The sequence below is a fragment of the Nocardia brasiliensis NBRC 14402 genome, from assembly GCF_000308475.2.
Taxonomy (GTDB): domain Bacteria; phylum Actinomycetota; class Actinomycetes; order Mycobacteriales; family Mycobacteriaceae; genus Nocardia; species Nocardia brasiliensis.
In genome coordinates this window covers 1-16453 of record NZ_BAFT02000069.1, presented here as the reverse complement: position 1 = coordinate 16453, position 16453 = coordinate 1, and the positions used below count along the sequence as shown (strand labels likewise).

Sequence of the window (16453 nt, the reverse complement as noted above, 5' to 3'; positions counted from 1 at the left end):
CGTGCGCCCGATATGTGTGGTTCACCACGGAATCTCGTGTGGTTCGGTACGGAACCGGTGGTCGAGGCGTCAGGCGAACAATGCCAGCTGCGGGTCGGCCGCGTGCGGACTTTCCGGTTGTGTCTCCGGTTCGGCCGGTTTTCCCGGCTTCAGGGCGTGTCGCTCGAGCAGCGGATCGAGGCGCTCGCGCAGCCAGGCCGAGTACTCCGGCGTCACGTAGGCGCCCCGGCCGTAGAGCTGGCGGTAGCGGCGCACCAGCGCGGGATGGTGTTCGGCGAGCCAGCCGAGGAACCAGCCGCGGGTACTGCCGCGCAGGTGCATCGGGAAGGCGACGGCCGAGTGCGCGCCCGCGGCGGCGATCTCCCCGAACAGTCCGTCGAGGTGTGCCCTGCTGTCGGTGAGATACGGAATGACCGGCGCGACCAGGACATTCACCGAGAACCCCGCATCGGCGAGCGAGCGCACGAGTTCCAGGCGCGCCTTCGGCGACGGCGTGCCGGTCTCCAGGCTGCGATGCAGGTCCAGATCGTGGATCGCGATGGAGACTGCCAAACTCACCGGAACTTGGCGGGCTGCCATCGTGAGTAATGGCAGATCCCGGCGCAGCAGGGTGCCCTTGGTGAGGATGGAGAACGGCGTGCCGGATTCGGCGAGCGCGCGAATGATGCCGGGCATCAACCGGTATCGGCCCTCGGCCCGCTGATACGGATCGGTATTGGTGCCGAGCGCCACCGGTTCCTGATGCCAGGACCGCCTGCGCAGTTCTTTGCGCAACACCGCGGCGATATTCGTCTTCACCACGATCTGGGAATCGAAGTCGCGGCCCGCGTCCAGATCCAGGTATTCGTGCGTCGGGCGGGCGAAGCAATAGCGGCAGGCATGCGAGCAGCCGCGCATCGGATTGATCGTCCAGTGGAACGGCATGGACGAACTTTCCGGCAGCCTGTTCAGCGCGCTCTTGCACAGCACTTCGTGAAAAGTGATGCCCTCGAATTCGGGCGTCTGCACCGTGCGGGTCAGACCTGCCCGGGTGAGCCCGGGCAGTGCGCCGTCCTCGGCGTCCAGGGTCTGGTTCTGCCACCGCACCCCATCAGTCGAACATGTGTTCTAGTAGGTGTCAAGCGATCTGCCGGGTGTCCGGCGGGGTGAGCAGGGTTGGATCGGCGAAGAAGGTGACCAGGTCGCGGACGGTGTCGTCGGTACACCGGGGCTGGTAGCCGAGCTCGCGTGCGGCCTTGCCGTGATCGACCACCGGGGCCGAAATGAGCGCGCCCAGTGCGGCTTTGGAGACGATGTCGGACTTGAACAGCTTGCCGATCGGCGCCAGTACCGGGATGACGCCCGAAACGAGCTTGGGTGAGATGGCGAACTTCGGGCCGCGCTTGCCGCCGTGATTCGCGGCGAGCCGGCACAGCTCGAGCATCGAGATCATCTCGCCGCCGAGCAGGTAGTTCTCCCCGGTGCGGCCCTTCTCGGCTGCCAAGATCAGGCCGGCTGCCACATCTCTGACGTCTACCAGGTCGAAACCGCCGCCGATCATGGCAGGGATGCGGCCCTGGGCCGCGTCGCGCAGCGTGCGATTGATCCGGGACAGCGGCTTGCTGTAGTCGAGCGGGCCGAACACGCCGGTGGGGTTGCACAGCACCGCGTCGAGGCCGTTGTCGATCACCTTGCGCAGTGCCACTTCGCCTGCCCATTTCGAGCGGTCGTAGACGGGCAGGGCGTCGTCGGTCGAGCGGGCGGCCTGCTCGTCGATCCGGCCGCCGCAGCGGTACTGGTCGAACGCGTGGATCGAGCTGGCGTGCACCATCCGGCGCGCGCCGACCGCGAGCGCGGCCTCGGCGACCACCCGGACGCCCTCGGTGTTCACCTTCCAGGCCAGGTCGTTCTTCTCTGCGAGCGTGATCACCGCGACCAGGTGGTAGACGATCTCGGCGCCCTGCAGCGCGTCCCGCATCGAGGCCGGATCGAGCACATCGCCGCTGACCCAGGTGACGTTCGGCAGCGTCGCCGCGGGTGGCACCACCCGGTCGATCGCGGTGATCTCGTCGCCGCGCGCGGCGAGCAGGCGGAGCAGATTCGTGCCAAGGTAGCCGGCTGCGCCGGTCACTGCGACCTTCATGCGATCGAGAATATAGAACTTGTTCTAATTTGCAACACGTTCCAGTTCCTTTCCTATTCCCTGTGTGAACGTGCCGTTGGGCTCGAAAGTTGCCGGTACCGTCGGCTATATTGAGCCCAACCGTGGCGGCCTTGCCGTTCGGCAGGGCAAGCGGTGACGACGAAGAAGTTCACGACACTGATGTGCACGACGATTTGGGGGGCAACTCGATGAGTGATCTCTCGGTAGAGACCGAAGCGGTCCGGGCGTTCGCCGCCACGAACGCAGGAATCTCCGGTGATCTGGCGGGGGCGGGCAATTTCGACGCGGTGAAAAACGTCGCGGCGCTCGTACCCGTGTTCGGTTTGATCGGCGCCGACTATCTGGCGATGTTCGCCGCGGCGCAAGTGCTCCAGGCCAAGGACATCAACGACCTGTCCGCCAAGTACGCCAAGCTCTCGGAATCGGCGTTCAGCGCCGCCGCGGCCTACGACGCCACTGACTGGTCCAGCGCGGGCGCCCTCGGGGCCATCGGCAACCAGATCGGAGGTGCGGTGTGAAGCCACTCGACACCGGCGTGATCGCGCCCGAAGAACACGCGATGGCGCACGCCGCCGACCAGAACGTCGCCATCGGCCAGCAGGCCGTGCTCGATTCCGTGCAGAACGCGCCGCAGGCGGTGCTCGACGTATCGCTGCCGCAGCTGCCCGAGGATCTGCCGCCCATCGAGCCGCCGGAATTCGTGCTGGCCAAGAAGATCAGTGAAGACCAGCACAACGCGATGGGCACGGGCCTGCCGGGCATGCCCGGTCTGTCCGGCGCGCCGACGGCCGACGCCAACGGCATCTCCGGTGTCCCGTCCGACGTTTCGGCATTGCTCGGCGATACCGGCACGGCGATCCAGCAGGCCGCCGCCCCGATCGCCCAGGGCGTGCTCGATCAGGCCCAAGGTGTGCTGAACGGTGCGCTCGGCAGCTCGCCCAGTTCGGTGGCCGCCGCGGTCAGCCAGGCGCAAGCCGCGATCCCGACCTCGCTGCCCGCACTGCCCGCCGATCCGGTCGGCGCGCTCATGCAGGGTGTCGCGGTGCCCGCGCTGCCCGGCGTCGACCTGCTGATGCAGCCGATCCTGTCGCTGCTCAACAGTTTCGGCAGCGGCGTCATCGGCGCGCTGGATCCGACCGCGATCCTGAGCCAGTCGTCCAAGGTCATCGACATGGCGATGTCGGTCGGCAAGGGCAGCATGACCACCGTCGAACAGCTGTGGCAGAGCCAGGCCGCGCGCAACGCTCAGGCGGCCAGCGCGAAGGCGAACGTCGAAGGCCAGGAGACCAGCCAGCGCGGTATCGACATCTCCGAACTCACCCAGCGGGCCGCCGCGGTGGTGCAGCAGGGCAACGCGCAATTGCTCGGCATCGCCTCGTCTTTCGCGACGCAGGCCACCGCCATGGCGCCGGTGATCCTCACCCCGCCCGCGCAGGCCACCCTGATGGCCTCGGCGACCGAACACCTCGGTCAAGCCGTCGGCGTGGTCAACGCCACCCGCGGTGACCTCGCCGGGAAAACCGGCGAACTCAGCGGCATGGTGCAGCAGTTGGTCGCGCCCGGTGGCGGGCCCGCGCCGCAAGAGGTCGCGCAGGCGCTGGCGCAGAACGTCGGCCAGCCGATCCTGGAACAGGCCCAGTCCACCGCCTCCGACACCATGACCAAAGCGGCGGGCGTCGACTCCTCCCTCACCGGCACACCGAGTTCGACCACACCGTCGTCCGTGCACAACTCGGGTACCCCCAGCTCCACACACAGCGGACTCGGCACCGGCGTGCCCAGCAGCCTGAGCCGTTCCGGCAGTCCCGGCACCAGCGCACGGCCCGGCACCACCGGCATCCCGTCCAGCCCGAAACTCACCGCCGTGCCCGGCACCAGCCTGCCCGGCGGCCGCCCCATCAGCGGCATACCCGGCACCACCTTCGGCCCCGGCACCACCGGCGCGCCGAGCACCACCACAGCCGGCGCGGGCAACAGCTTCATGGGCGGCCCCGCCGCCGCAGGCGCCCAGCGCGGCGACGACGACGAACACAACCGCACCGTCCAGCCATACCAAAGCGCCGCCGGAAACGACGATCTCACCGGACCGCTCGGCGAATCCACGCCGGATGTCATCGGTGCGACGCACTCCGACGAGATCATCAGCTCGGACTACGAACAGGATCAGTTCTAGAGGGCCAGGTTTCGCTGCGGGCTGAGGTTTCGCCGGGGATCGCTGGCGCTCTCAGTGCCTGTGCACCGGGTGTCGTGAAGCGAGCACGTCCCAGGCAGGGCGTGTGGTGGGGCACTCTAGGACCAGGTATCACAGATGGTTCGTACGGCTCGCAAGGCTTGCAGTCCCTGTGAGCCGTACGAACCATCTGTGATGTGGCTGCCTATCTGTCGCTTGGTACAGGCCAGCTGTCCCGCCTCTCCTGAGTCGCTCGGATATCTCGAAGTCGAGATAGGAGAGGGTGATTCAGCAGGTGCGACGAGGTGGTAGGCCTGCGGGGCCAGGCATGTTCGGCGTGGGCGCACGTGTTCGGTGACTTCGCACCCGTTCTGTCGTGTCGCACCCGGTCTGGCACGGCTCAGCCGGTGCGGGAAGGCGGAAGTGGTGCGGCTGGTCGGGGAGTGGGCTCGGGGCGTCAGTCTTGGATGAAGGCGTCCAGGAGGGTGCGGTAGAGGGTGGCGAAGCGTTTGCGGGCGGCTTGTTGTTCGGGGTTGAGGCCGTTGTCGAATTCGGGGGCGTAGACGACGAGGTGGAGGTCTTCCTCCGGGGGTGCGGGCATGAAGTCGATGATCTGACTGCCCTGGTCGGTGACGTTGGGGACACCGAGATCGACGGTGCCGAGCGCTTTGGTCTCGGCGAGGGCGGCGGTGAGCACGTCGGCGGGGATGTGGCCGTTGACCTGGGTTGCGGGTGTGTCCGGACCGCGTTGCGGCGCAACGGCATCGGGAATCCGCACGGCGCGGCCGTCACCGAAGACCTGAAGTTGCGGACGCAGGTCGATGCGCGGCTGCCAGGCGTTCGGGATGGTGGTGAGGGTGAGCAGCGCCATCGGTGCCGAGACCGGCGGGTGTGAACTCGGGAGCGCGGGCGAGTCCACGCTCGGATCCGCACCCGCGGTGCCCATGCTCCCGGCAAGACCCACCAGGACGACCAGCAGTGCTGCTTTCAGACCACGCATCAATTCACTCTCTGCCGCTGCTGCGCACCGGTGATCCGATCGGCCCACCACGCAACCGATCCCGGCACCCGACACCATCGATGAATGCCGTACACCGATTATCCAATGCGGACACCCACCCCCGCACCCCAGCAGCCCTTTTCTGAACCAGCTTCAGCCCCACCACTCTTGGCCCACCGGACAACCAGCGCGGACCTGTCGGCTACGCGACGAGAGTGAGGTGTGCGCCCCAGATCCGGGCCGGTCCCGGCCGGGGCGGGCGGCGCGGCAGGGTCATCAGATCGGCGGCATGCCTCGACGAACAGCTGACTATCCGACTCTGCAGGTGACGCAGACCTGGACGATTGATCACGAGGAACTGGTGGCGTTGGGTTCTCGGGCGTTGCCGCCACCAGTTCCTCGTGATCGGCTGACCAATACGTGAGTAGCGATTTCGCGTCCGGAAGCGCCCGACTGGTGCGCCCCCGAGCCTGCTCCAGCCAACTCACGGGAACACGCAGGGTGCGCGTGGCTCGGCACGGTTCAGAACTGTTGGCGGGCTGGAGAACTGGGTCAGCGCAGGGCGGGGGGATTCGAGAGGTCGGGGGCGGAGTAGGTGTCACAGGCCTTGACCTGGCCGGTGCGGTAACCGGTGAGGAACCACTTCTGGCGCTGCTCGGAATCACCGTGGGTGAACATGTCCCGGTTCACGCGGCGGTTGGACGCACGCTGGATGCGATCGTCGCCGACCGACGCGGCAGCGGACAACGCGTCTTTGATGTCGTTCTCCGACAGCGGCTTCAAGAACGGCTGGCCGCCGCCGGGCGCAGGCGTCTTGTCGGCGAAATGTGCCCAGATCCCGGCATAGCAGTCGGCCTGCAACTCGGTGCGCACCGCGCCGGAATTCGTGCCACGCGGATCCTGTTGCGCGCGACCGATATCGCCGAGCTGATTCTGGATGTGATGGCCGATCTCGTGCGCCACCACGTACTCCTGGGCGAGCGGACCACCGCTGGAACCGAAACGGTCCACCAACTCCTGGAAGAAGGTGACATCGAAGTAGGCGGTGCGGTCGGCCGGGCAGTAGAACGGGCCGACATCGCTCGTCGCGTTACCGCAGCCGGTCGCGGTCGCGCCGGAGAACAACGTCAGCTTCGGCTGCGCATAACGCTGCCTGGTCTGCTTGGGCAGCTCCGAGGACCAGACCGCGTCCAAACTCTGCGCGGTCAGCACCACCCGGCAGTCGACATACTTGTTGGCGTCCGCGCCGGTCTTGCAATGCGCGGGCGTGCCCGCGGTCCCCGGCTGCGTCTGCTGCTGTTCCTCCGAGCCCGTGAACTGTCCCAGAATCGAACCAGGATCACCACCGAGCAACAAAGTGAGCACCAGCACGATCAACCCGCCGGCGCCACCGCCGAGCGCGATCTTGCCACCCATGCCCGGACCGCCGGAAGACGCCCGATCCGGATCGATCTGCATGCCCTCGTTGAAGGTCATCGTCGTCGCTTTCTGTGTTGTCGGCCGCGCGGGCGCGGCGCGAACGGGTCACTCGTCGGGCTCGCTCCGTGGCGGAGGTTATGGCGCGCCTATTCGCTGCGCGGTAGGCCGGGGTGGGGTGATTGTCGGGGCTGGGGTGGCTGGTGTCGAGCGTTTCGGGTGTGGTGTCGGCCGCGTCGGGAGGCCGGGTCGGGGGTGGTGCTGTCGGTTCGGTAATGCCCGGATTCGGGGGCTGGAATCGGGGGTGGGAAACTCGGCGGATACAGCTTGGCACGGGTCTGGTCGGATCGGTTTCCGCTCGGCGGATGTGTCTCACTACGATGGGAGCGCACCTGGTCATATCGTGCCGGTGCCGGAGTCGTCGAAAGGAACCCTGTGCTGCGCACCCACTTGGCTGGTTCGCTGCGAAGCGAGCACGCCGGTCAGACCGTGACCCTCACCGGATGGGTGGCCAGGCGGCGCGACCACGGTGGCGTGATCTTCATCGATCTGCGCGACGCGTCGGGTGTGGCGCAGGCGGTGTTCCGTGAGGGTGCGCCGGCCGAGCAGGCGCACCGGTTGCGCGCGGAGTACTGCGTCCGGGTGACGGGCGTGGTGGAGCTGCGGCCGGACGGCAACGAGAACCCGGAGCTGCCGACGGGCACGATCGAGGTGAACGTCAACGAGCTCGAGGTGCTCAACGAGAGCGCGCCGCTGCCGTTCCAGCTGGACGAGCAGCCCGGCGAGGAGGCCCGGCTCAAATACCGCTACCTCGACCTGCGCCGCGAAACTCCCGCGCACGCGATCCGGTTGCGCTCCAAGGCCAATGCGGCGGCCCGCACGGTGCTGGCGAACCACGAGTTCGTCGAGGTGGAGACGCCGACGCTGACCCGCTCGACCCCGGAGGGCGCCCGCGACTTCCTGGTGCCCGCGCGCCTGCAGCCGGGCAGCTTCTACGCGTTGCCGCAGAGCCCGCAGCTGTTCAAGCAGCTGTTGATGGTCGGCGGCATCGAGCGCTACTACCAGATCGCGCGCTGCTACCGCGACGAGGACTTCCGGGCCGACCGGCAGCCGGAGTTCACCCAGCTCGACATCGAGATGAGCTTCGTGCGCCAGGACGACGTGATCCTGCTCGCCGAGCAGATCCTGGCCGCGCTGTGGAAGCTGGTCGGCTACGAGATTCCGACGCCGATCCCGCACATGACCTACGCGGAAGCCATGCGCCGCTTCGGTTCCGACAAGCCGGACCTGCGTTTCGGCATCGAGATCACCGAGTGCGCGGAGTACTTCAAGGACACCCCGTTCCGGGTGTTCCAGGCCGAATACGTCGGCGCGGTGGTCATGCCGGGCGGCGCGAGCCAGCCGCGCCGCCAGCTCGACGCCTGGCAGGAGTGGGCGAAGCAGCGTGGCGCGAAGGGCCTGGCGTATGTGCTGGTCAACGAGGACGGCACGCTCGGCGGCCCGGTCGCCAAGAACCTGAGCGACGCCGAACGCGACGGACTGGCCAAACATGTCGGCGCGGTGCCGGGTGACTGCGTGTTCTTCGCGGCCGGTCCGGCGAAGGCGCAGCGCGCGCTGCTGGGTGCGGCGCGCGGCGAGATCGCCCGCAAGGTCGGCCTCATCGACGAGAGCGCGTGGTCGTTCGTGTGGATCGTGGACGCGCCGATGTTCGAGCCGGCCGCCGAGGCGACCGCGAGCGGCGATGTGGCGCTTGGACATTCGGCCTGGACCGCGGTGCATCACGCGTTCACCTCGCCGAAGCCGGAGTCGGTCGACAGCTTCGACACCGACCCGGGTTCCGCGCTCGCCTACGCCTACGACATCGTCTGCAATGGCAACGAGATCGGTGGCGGCAGCATCCGCATCCACCGGCGTGACGTGCAGGAACGCGTGTTCAAGGTGATGGGCATCAGCAACGAGGAGGCGCAGGAGAAGTTCGGCTTCCTGTTGGACGCCTTCGCTTTCGGCGCACCGCCGCACGGCGGCATCGCCTTCGGCTGGGACCGGATCGTCGCACTGCTCGCCGGACTGGACTCGATCCGCGAGGTGATCGCGTTCCCGAAGACCGGCGGCGGCGTCGACCCGCTGACCGACGCACCCGCACCCATCACCGCGCAGCAGCGCAAGGAAGCCGGGCTGGACGCCAAGCCCGCGCCGAAGACCGAGCAGGTCGCGGCCAAAGCGGAGTAGATCGCTGCGGGCGGTGCGTGATCCGGCCCGGTGATCGCGCCGCCCGAGCGAGATGGGTGCAGTCTTTACACGAGGTCAGTCGGCGTGCGGGTCGCGTCGCCGCGCGGGGCCGGCGCCGTCCAGACGCGAGTCTGGTCTGCGTGCGGGTACGCCGCGTCTGCTCGTACAGGATCCGTGCCGCTGAATATGAGTCCGGCCGGCGTGCAGGGTGCGTCGCGTCGCCCGCGCAGACCCGTGTCGCTCAAAAACGGGTGCGGCTTGGCTGCGATGTGCCCCGCGCGGCAGGTGCGGACCAGTGTTGTCACGACACGAGGTCTGCCGGTGTGCAGGGTGCGTCGTGGTGCGCGTGCGAACGGTACCTTCTGGTCAGTTCGATCCGTTGCCTTCTTCAGGTGGGCACCGACCAGAGGGAATCCGTTGCTGCACTTGCGCATGATCAGCCCGCCGGAGTCGACCGATGACGTGTTGTCGCTGCTCGCCGCGAATCCGGGTGCCACGCATGTGACGTTGGCGCGCGGGGTGGCGCTGGAACCGGCTGGCGACCTGATCCAGGCCGACGTGGCCCGGGAGGCGGCCAACGACGTGCTCGAGGAGCTGACCGCGTTAGGCATCTGCAAAACCGGCGGTATCACGCTGGGTCCGGTCGAGACCGTGCTGTCCGAGGCGGGGGATCGGGCGGTGGAGGACGCGCCGGGCGATCCGACCGACGCGGTGGTCTGGGAGGAACTGCTGGCGCAGGTGCACGAGGAGTCGACGCTCAACTCGAGCTTCCTCGCGTTCCTCACCATCGCCTGCCTGCTCGCCGCGGTGGGTGTGGCCACCGATTCGCCGGTGACGATCGTCGGCGCGATGGTGGTGGGTCCGGAGTTCGGTCCGCTGGCGGCGTTCGCGGTGGGCTTGGTGCTGCGCGACTTCCGGCTCGCTCGCCGGTCGGCGCTGGCGCTCGCCATCGGATTCCCGGTGGCGATGCTGGCCACGCTGGTAGCGACCCTGCTGTGGGAACAGTTCGGGTGGATCACACTGCACGGGGTGGAAAGCGTCAAGAACGTGGACTTCATCTATGAGGTCGGGCCGTTCTCGCTGGTGGTCGCGCTACTGGCGGGCGCGGCGGGCATGCTCTCGCTGGTGACCGCGAAATCGGCGGCGCTGATCGGGGTGTTCATCTCGGTGACGACCGTGCCGGCGGCCGGATTCGCCGTGGTGGCAGCGACTTTGGGGGAATGGCACGTCGCGTTCATGTCCGCCGGTCAGTTGGCGGTGAACCTCGCGGGCATCGTGATCGCGGGCGTGATCGTGCTGCAACTGCGCCCGCGCGCGGGCAAGGCGGCGGGCCCGGTCGAGCGGTTCAAGCACTGGCTCGGCATGCGAGCGGTGGGATCCACTGAGCCCCCGCGTCTTTCGCAGCGGTAGTGCGCGCGGTGAAAGACGCAGGGGCACTGCGGGATCAGAGTGCGGCGGCGACGCCGCCGGTGAGGGTGCGGTAGGCGTAGGTGACCGCGATGACCGAGACCGGTCCCGCGATCAGCAAACCGAGACCGCAGAGCAGCGCGCCGACGAACGTCACCAGCAGCACCGACAGGGTGAGCAGCAGCACCGGCCAGATGTTCGCGATCACCAGCATCGCACTGGATTTGATCGCCTCGAACGGTCCCTCGTTCTGGTCGACGACGAAGTGCAGCGAGAACATGCACAGGATGCCGACGACCAGCCCCGGCAGCAGGCAGGCGGCGGACGCGATACAGGTCAACGCGAACGCCAGCAAAGCGGTGAGCAACACGTTGCCCGCGTTCACGAAACGGAAGTACGAGCCGAAAGATGGCTTGGTGCCGTCGGTTTCGTACAGCGCGCCGCGCACCATCGCCGCTTGGAGCAGCCACACCCCCGCGAGCACCGCGAGGAAGACGAGCAGTAGCGGCAGCATCGATGTCGGGTTGGTCAGCTGCACGATCACCACGAACGCCAGATAGATCACCAGGCCACAGGCGACGACGGCCAACCACGGGCCGAAATTCGAGCGGAAGCGCTCCCAGCCATAGCTGAGCGCCTGGCCGACATCGAGCGTGCCTGGTGCGGTCGCGGCCTGCTGATATCCGTAGACCGGCTGGTCGGGCGGCGGTGCGCCGGGCGGCGGCGCCATGCCGGGCTGGGCCGCGTACTGGTCCGGCGGCGGCCCGTAAGGCGCACCAGTTCCGGGCGGGCCGTAACTGGGTTCCACGGGCTGCTGCGGGGGCGTTCCGGGCGGGCCGTAGCTCGGTTGCGGGGTCTGTTGCGGCGGTGGTCCCGACGGACCGTAACCCTGCTCCTGCGGCGTGTAACTCGGCTGCGGGGGCGTTCCGGAGGGCGGGTAGCCCGGCTGCGCGGATTGCTGCGGGGGCGTTCCGGAGGGCGGGTAGCCCGGCTGCGCGGATTGCTGCGGGGGCGTTCCGGAGGGCACGTAGCCCGATTGCGCGGATTGCTGCGGCGGCATTCCGGTTGGCGCGTAACTCGGCTGTGCGGATTGCTGTGATGGCGTGCCGGGTGGCACATAGCCCGGTTGCGCGGACGGTCCCGACGGATCGTGACTCGGCGCGGCGGACTGCGGCGGCTGCGCACCGCCCGGCTCGTAGCTGGACTGTTGCCGAGGCGTCATCGGCGGCGCGGATTCGACCGGTTCGCTGCCGTACTGCGCCGCGCCCGGACCCTCGAACTGCGGGTATCCGGCCGACCCTGCCATCTCGTGCCTGCCGTGTCCGGCGCTCGGCTCCGCGGGCGGCGGAGTGGGACTCTCGTGTTGGCCGGACCGCGCTGCGCGGCGCTCGTCGTCTCCGTGATCGGGAGCGTCGCCAGTGGATTCGCGGGGCGGGGGAGGCGGTGTGCCGGTCATGCCATAGACCTTTCCACTCAACTGGTTTGCGGTGTGGCGCAGAGCAGTTGACGATGAGAAAACCTGACGGGTGCAATGGTGTCAAGCAACGAGCCCGCGTTCGGTAACCTCGAGCGAGACACGCCGAACGACGCGGAAAGGTTGTGTAACCGCTCGCTAGAAGTGACCCGATGCGAGTAACTTGAATGGCGATGACCGCACTATTGGCCGAACGCGCCGCCGAAGTCGTGTCCGCAGCGCAACAGTTGCTCACAAAGCGAATGGGTGCTCCGGTAAAGCTGAGCGATCCGATCGAACTCAGCGGTAGTGGTAGAACGACGGTTCTCCGTGTGCGTGTTGCGGAAAACGCCTTCTCGTTGCCGCGCACCCTCATCGTCAAACAGGTCCGCGGACACGCTCAGGACCGCACCACGGGTGGTCTTGCCCCCGGAGTCGCCAGCATCGACTCCGCGTTCCTCCGCGAAGCCGTGTCGTATCAGTTCACCACCGCCTTGAGCCGGGAACACCGGCCCGGTGCCTACCTGATCGCGCACAGCTTGCCGGAACGGTTGCTCATCCTCAGCGACCTCGGCGAGAACTCGCTACTCACGCAGGTGCTGCAGTCCGGCGCCGAACCCGCGACCAGGAACGCGCTCATGGCGTTCGCGCAGGCGCTCGGCCGGATGCACGCCGCCACGGTCGGCCGCGAGGCCGATTTCGTCGCGCTGCTGCGCCGGGTCGACGTGGTGCACCGGGTCGACGGCATCGCGCAGCAGGCCGAATCGGCGATCGCCGAGGTGCCCGGCCTGCTGCAGCGCGAACTCGGCATCGAGGTGCCCGGCGAGATCGCCGAGCGCATCGTGCGCGGTAACCGGTTGTTCTCTGCGGGACGGTTCCGGGCGTTCAGCCCGTCGGATCTGTGCCCCGACAACGTCATCCTCAACGAAGAGGGCGCGCGCTTCCTCGACTACGAGTGGGGCGGTTTCCGCGATGCCACGCTCGACATCGCCTACGCGCTGGTCTCGTTCCCCGGCTGCCTCTGCGATTTCGAACTGTCCCGGGAACGGGCCAGTCAGATGGTCGAGGCGTGGCGGTCCGAGGTCGTCGGTGTCTGGCCGGCGCTGGCCGACGACGAGTTGCTGTCGGAGCGCATTCTCGAGGCTCGGCTCATCTGGGTCTGGTTGTCGACCTACTGGTTCCTGCCCGCTGACCACGCGCGCATCGCCGCCGCCCGTGAACACGGACTGTCCGTGCCGCGCTCGGAAGCGCTGATCAACCGCTGGGCCGCGCTCGCCGAAGACGCACGATGCACCGGCGACGACATCATCGGTGACTTCGCCGAGGACGTGTCGGCCATGCTGGAAGAGCGCTGGTCCGAGTAAACCCCACGGCCACCACATAATTGAGGGTTTCCGAGAACTGCTGTCTCGCCGTATCCTGAGCTGTTCGCCAGGGTGGGGAAAGAGGTAGCCGATGAGCGATGTCCTGCTGATTGTCATCGTCGTCGCTGTCGTGCTCGCGGTCGGTGCGGCCGCAGCGGCCCTGGTCGTGCGCGGGCGGGCGCGTCGCCGAGCCGCCGCCGCGGATGCGCTCACCCGTGCTCGGCGTAGTGGTAGCGCCCTGAGCGGGGGCTACGTGCGCAGCCGAAATCGCCGCCGGCGCAAGAAGAAAGACTTCGCCGACAAGACCATGGGCGGTGCGGGCACGGATCTCGGCGGTTCCGGTGGTGGGGGTTGCGGGGGCGGCGGACTGTGAACGCATTCGGGAGAGGAACAGTCCGATGATCTATGTAGTGGTGGGAATCGCCGTGCTGGTGTTGATCGCGGTAGCGATCGTGCTGGTGCGGCGCCGACGCAGCGCCTACCGAATCGAAGCCGGCGACCCCATGACCCGCGCCCGCGCCGCAGGCAGCGCCCTGAGCGGCGACTACCGGCGAGGCCGGCGAAACCGACGTCTCCGCAAGAAAGACGCCCACTGGTGGGCTCTTGGCAGCGCAGGTATCAACATCGGCGGAGGTTGCAGCGGAGGGGACGGCGGCAGCTGCGGCGGCGGTGGTGGGGGTTGCGGCGGTGGTGGCGGAGGCGGTGAATAGCACCGTCGACGCGCGACCTCTGCTCGATCGCACACGGCCGTCGGCCACACGGCGCGCAGCCCGCACGGTCAAATGAGTCGCGACTCGGCAGCGTCGTTCGCGTTCACGCTGGTTGGCTCGCGGTGGTTGTCGGGCCTGGCTATAACGCCTAGCGCCACATCCTGCGTCGATCGCGTCCACAGTTCGGTGGCGCGCAGCGGTCGCGCTCGGAGTGGCGGATGGGTCGACCCTCAGGTGATGGGGGAGGGCGGGGTTCCAGGCGGCCCCCGGTGGGGACGGCGAGCGAGGTAGCGTGGCGGACTGCGGAATTCGGGTCTGCTACGTCGAGGAGGTAGAACCAGTCCATCTGGGTTTGGCGGGGGTGATTTCCAGAACCCCGTAGCCGTGCGAATCCAGTTCCACGTAGCGCATGTGGTGGTTCACACCCTTGATCGACTCGGCGATCGGCGCCGAATTCACCTTCAGCAGATCGCCGACACTGGTCGAGGTGACCGAGGGGACGACGAACTCCGCGCCGACCGTGGGACCGCCCGGATAGTTGGCGGCATCGACGGGAAGGTCTGCGGCCCAGGAGGAATGGATGTCGCCGGTCAGGAACACCACGTCACCGACCTGCTGTTCGGCGATAGCGCGGAACAGCCGCTGCCGGTCCGCGGTGTACCCGTCCCACTGGTCACCGTTGACAATGACGCCGGACTGCGGAACTCCGATAGTGCCGGTAATGGCCGCGGTGGTAGCCGGTTCCAGCGGCGGGAACACCAGCGGCGCGATCATCACCGAATTGCCGACGAGCTTCCACTGCACCGGAGCGGACGCCAAACCGGCGGTAAGCCAATCCATTTGGGCTTTGCCGGTGATCGTGCGGGCCGGATTGTCCGCTTCGCGCCAGCCCGCGCCCGGCTTCGCCTCCTGGTCGCGGTAGCTGCGCAGATCGAGCATGGACAACTCGGCCAGATTGCCGAAGCGCAGTCGGCGATAGATCTGCACCTCGGCGCCGGAACCTTTGGCGCGCACCGGCATCCACTCCAGGTAGGCCTGCGCGGAGGCGGCCTTGCGGTCGGCCCAGTTGCCCTCGGTGACCGGATCGTGGTTGCCCGCACCGCCGGACCAGGAGTTGTCGGCGGATTCGTGATCGTCCCAGGTGCAGATGAACGGGAGCTGTGCGTGCAACGCCAGCAGATCCGGGTCGGTCTTGTACTGCGCGTGCCGAATTCGGTAGTCGGCCAGCGTGACGGTCTCGTTGGCCGGGTCGTGCGGGCGCACGGATCCGTTGCGGCCGCCGTACTTTCCGCGGCCGTACTCGTAGATGTAGTCGCCCAGGTGGATGATGGCGTCGAGGTCGGCGCGCGCGGCCAGGTGCCGGTACGCGCCGAAGTAGCCGGCCTCCCAATTGGCGCACGACACGACGCCGAACCGCAGGCGCTCCAGTGTGGCCGAGGTGGCCGGCGCGGTCCTGGTCCGGGCGACCGGCGAGGTCTCGCCGAGCGCGCTGAACCGGTAGAAGTAGTCGGTGCCCGGGGCGAGGCCGGCGACGTCGACCTTGACGGTGTGATCGGAAGACGCTGTGGCAGCGACGGTTCCGGAGGCGGCGACCGCGGAGAATCCCTCGTCGGCGGAAATCTCCCAGCGCACATTTGTCGATTCGCCCACACCCGACCCGGGCGCGGCGTCCTCGGACACAGTGACCCTGGTCCACAGGATGACACCGTCGGGCAGCGGATCGCCCGAGGCGACGCCGTGCCGGAACACAGGCGCGGCGGCCGCGGCGGGTCCCGCGGCGAAGACCGCCGTCGCGGTGGCCGCCACCGCCGCGCCACCCTTGAACAGGGTGCGGCGCGCAATGGGTCCGAGCTGCACAGAATCTGAAACAGTCACGTTTTCAGCCACGAGTATTGATCACATCCGATCCAGGGGCCCCGCGCAAATCGGCTCGCCGAAACACGGCCAGAACCGCCGTGCTGGGCGCAGAGTTCGTGGACGTGCGTGCAGGTCGCGCCCTGGTCGCACGATCACCAGGTAATGGTGGCGGACGACTCTCGGCCGATGCCGCCACCATTACCTGGTGATCAGGTGATTCAGCAGGTGCTGCGGTGGTTGTCCGTCTCCATGGCGACGGATAAGTCCGCCACCGGGCAATTCGGGCGTTGGATCGCGCGCACCGCCGTTGCGCCGTCGCCAACTGGCGGCGGCCGGAATAGGTCGGGTGATCAGGAGGAATTGGTGGCGGCATCGGCCGAGAGGTGTACGCCGTCAATTCCTCCTGATCCCTCGACCAGGTTGCGTTCGAGCGGCGCGGCGGCGCGACTGGCCGGGCGCGGTGGCTCGGCTGGTCGGTGGTCCGGTGGCGTGGAGGCGCGATTGACCGGGTGGTCCGGCTGACAGGTGGTCCGGTGGTCCGGTGGCGTGGAGGCGCGACTGGCCGGTGGCGCGGAGATGGGGGGCCCGGCTGACCGGCTGGTCCGATGGCGCGGTATTCCGGAGGCGTGGTAGGCGCGACTGGCCGGCGGTCAGGCTGATCGGCGGTCCGGTGGCGTGGAGGTGCGACTGGCCGGTGGTCCGGC

General features: G+C 68.1%; 12 protein-coding genes and 1 pseudogene. 7 read left to right on the top strand and 6 right to left on the bottom strand.

Annotated features, from left to right (window positions below; all coding sequences use genetic code 11):
• Window positions 1-69: 69 nt before the first annotated feature.
• Together TY25_RS25560 and TY25_RS25555 are read right to left on the bottom strand one after the other, a co-directional pair.
• Window positions 70-1086 carry an Rv2578c family radical SAM protein gene (locus TY25_RS25560; RefSeq protein ID WP_042260039.1) on the bottom strand — a complete coding sequence of 339 codons (1017 nt, stop codon included), beginning with the start codon at window positions 1084-1086 and terminating at the stop codon, window positions 70-72.
• A 31-nt stretch (window positions 1087-1117) separates the two neighbouring features.
• A complete protein-coding gene (locus tag TY25_RS25555) occupies window positions 1118-2122 on the bottom strand; it encodes an NAD-dependent epimerase/dehydratase family protein (protein WP_042260037.1) in 1005 nt (334 codons plus the stop codon).
• Between the two features lie 122 nt (window positions 2123-2244).
• Between TY25_RS25555 and TY25_RS25550 the strand changes: the two genes are divergently transcribed.
• Both TY25_RS25550 and TY25_RS25545 read left to right on the top strand, forming a co-directional pair.
• Window positions 2245-2661, top strand: a complete 417-nt coding sequence (locus tag TY25_RS25550; protein ID WP_226887262.1) for a type VII secretion target — start codon at window positions 2245-2247, stop codon at window positions 2659-2661.
• A complete protein-coding gene (locus TY25_RS25545; RefSeq protein WP_042260036.1) occupies window positions 2658-4316 on the top strand; it encodes a hypothetical protein in 1659 nt (552 codons plus the stop codon). The genes TY25_RS25550 and TY25_RS25545 overlap by 4 nt, the downstream gene beginning before the upstream one ends.
• A gap of 454 nt (window positions 4317-4770) precedes the next feature.
• Here TY25_RS25545 and TY25_RS25540 read toward each other — a convergent pair whose 3' ends face one another.
• Together TY25_RS25540 and ypfJ are read right to left on the bottom strand one after the other, a co-directional pair.
• A complete protein-coding gene (locus TY25_RS25540; RefSeq protein WP_042260035.1) occupies window positions 4771-5313 on the bottom strand; it encodes a hypothetical protein in 543 nt (180 codons plus the stop codon).
• A gap of 552 nt (window positions 5314-5865) precedes the next feature.
• A complete protein-coding gene (gene ypfJ, locus TY25_RS25535; RefSeq protein WP_042260033.1) occupies window positions 5866-6789 on the bottom strand; it encodes a KPN_02809 family neutral zinc metallopeptidase in 924 nt (307 codons plus the stop codon).
• 375 nt (window positions 6790-7164) lie between these two features.
• Here ypfJ and aspS point away from each other — a divergent pair, with 375 nt between their 5' ends.
• Window positions 7165-8958: an aspartate--tRNA ligase gene (aspS, locus tag TY25_RS25530; RefSeq protein ID WP_042260031.1), complete on the top strand. Its 1794-nt coding sequence runs from the start codon at window positions 7165-7167 to the stop codon at window positions 8956-8958.
• Window positions 8959-9375: 417 nt separating this feature from the next.
• Window positions 9376-10368, top strand: a complete 993-nt coding sequence (locus TY25_RS25525; RefSeq protein ID WP_226887263.1) for a DUF389 domain-containing protein — start codon at window positions 9376-9378, stop codon at window positions 10366-10368.
• A gap of 34 nt (window positions 10369-10402) precedes the next feature.
• On the opposite strand, the gene TY25_RS44220 is transcribed toward TY25_RS25525, so the two are convergent.
• A complete protein-coding gene (locus TY25_RS44220; RefSeq protein ID WP_226887264.1) occupies window positions 10403-11821 on the bottom strand; it encodes a hypothetical protein in 1419 nt (472 codons plus the stop codon).
• Between the two features lie 191 nt (window positions 11822-12012).
• On the opposite strand from TY25_RS44220, the gene TY25_RS25515 reads away from it, so the two are divergent.
• The 3 genes from TY25_RS25515 (at window position 12013) to TY25_RS42875 (ending at window position 13892) form a co-directional block, all read left to right on the top strand.
• Entirely contained in the window at window positions 12013-13182 is a 1170-nt protein-coding gene (locus TY25_RS25515; protein ID WP_029899096.1) for a phosphotransferase family protein, read from the top strand.
• Window positions 13183-13273: 91 nt separating this feature from the next.
• A complete protein-coding gene (locus tag TY25_RS25510) occupies window positions 13274-13555 on the top strand; it encodes a hypothetical protein (RefSeq protein ID WP_042260027.1) in 282 nt (93 codons plus the stop codon).
• Window positions 13556-13580: 25 nt separating this feature from the next.
• Window positions 13581-13892, top strand: coding sequence for a hypothetical protein (locus tag TY25_RS42875; protein ID WP_052383185.1), 312 nt, complete (start codon window positions 13581-13583; stop codon window positions 13890-13892).
• 148 nt (window positions 13893-14040) lie between these two features.
• Here TY25_RS42875 and TY25_RS25500 read toward each other — a convergent pair.
• Window positions 14041-15749: pseudogene (locus tag TY25_RS25500) on the bottom strand (alkaline phosphatase D family protein).
• Between the last annotated feature and the right edge of the window lie 704 nt (window positions 15750-16453).

Bases quoted from the DNA above. Each gene is read 5' to 3' on its own strand.
- TY25_RS25555 (WP_042260037.1), bottom strand. From the start codon at position 2,122: ATGAAGGTCGCAGTGACCGGCGCAGCCGGCTACCTTGGCACGAATCTG.
- TY25_RS25540 (WP_042260035.1), bottom strand. From the start codon at position 5,313: ATGCGTGGTCTGAAAGCAGCACTGCTGGTCGTCCTGGTGGGTCTTGCC.
- ypfJ (WP_042260033.1), bottom strand. From the start codon at position 6,789: ATGACCTTCAACGAGGGCATGCAGATCGATCCGGATCGGGCGTCTTCC.
- TY25_RS44220 (WP_226887264.1), bottom strand. From the start codon at position 11,821: ATGACCGGCACACCGCCTCCCCCGCCCCGCGAATCCACTGGCGACGCT.
- TY25_RS25515 (WP_029899096.1), top strand. From the start codon at position 12,013: ATGACCGCACTATTGGCCGAACGCGCCGCCGAAGTCGTGTCCGCAGCG.
- TY25_RS25510 (WP_042260027.1), top strand. From the start codon at position 13,274: ATGAGCGATGTCCTGCTGATTGTCATCGTCGTCGCTGTCGTGCTCGCG.
- TY25_RS42875 (WP_052383185.1), top strand. From the start codon at position 13,581: ATGATCTATGTAGTGGTGGGAATCGCCGTGCTGGTGTTGATCGCGGTA.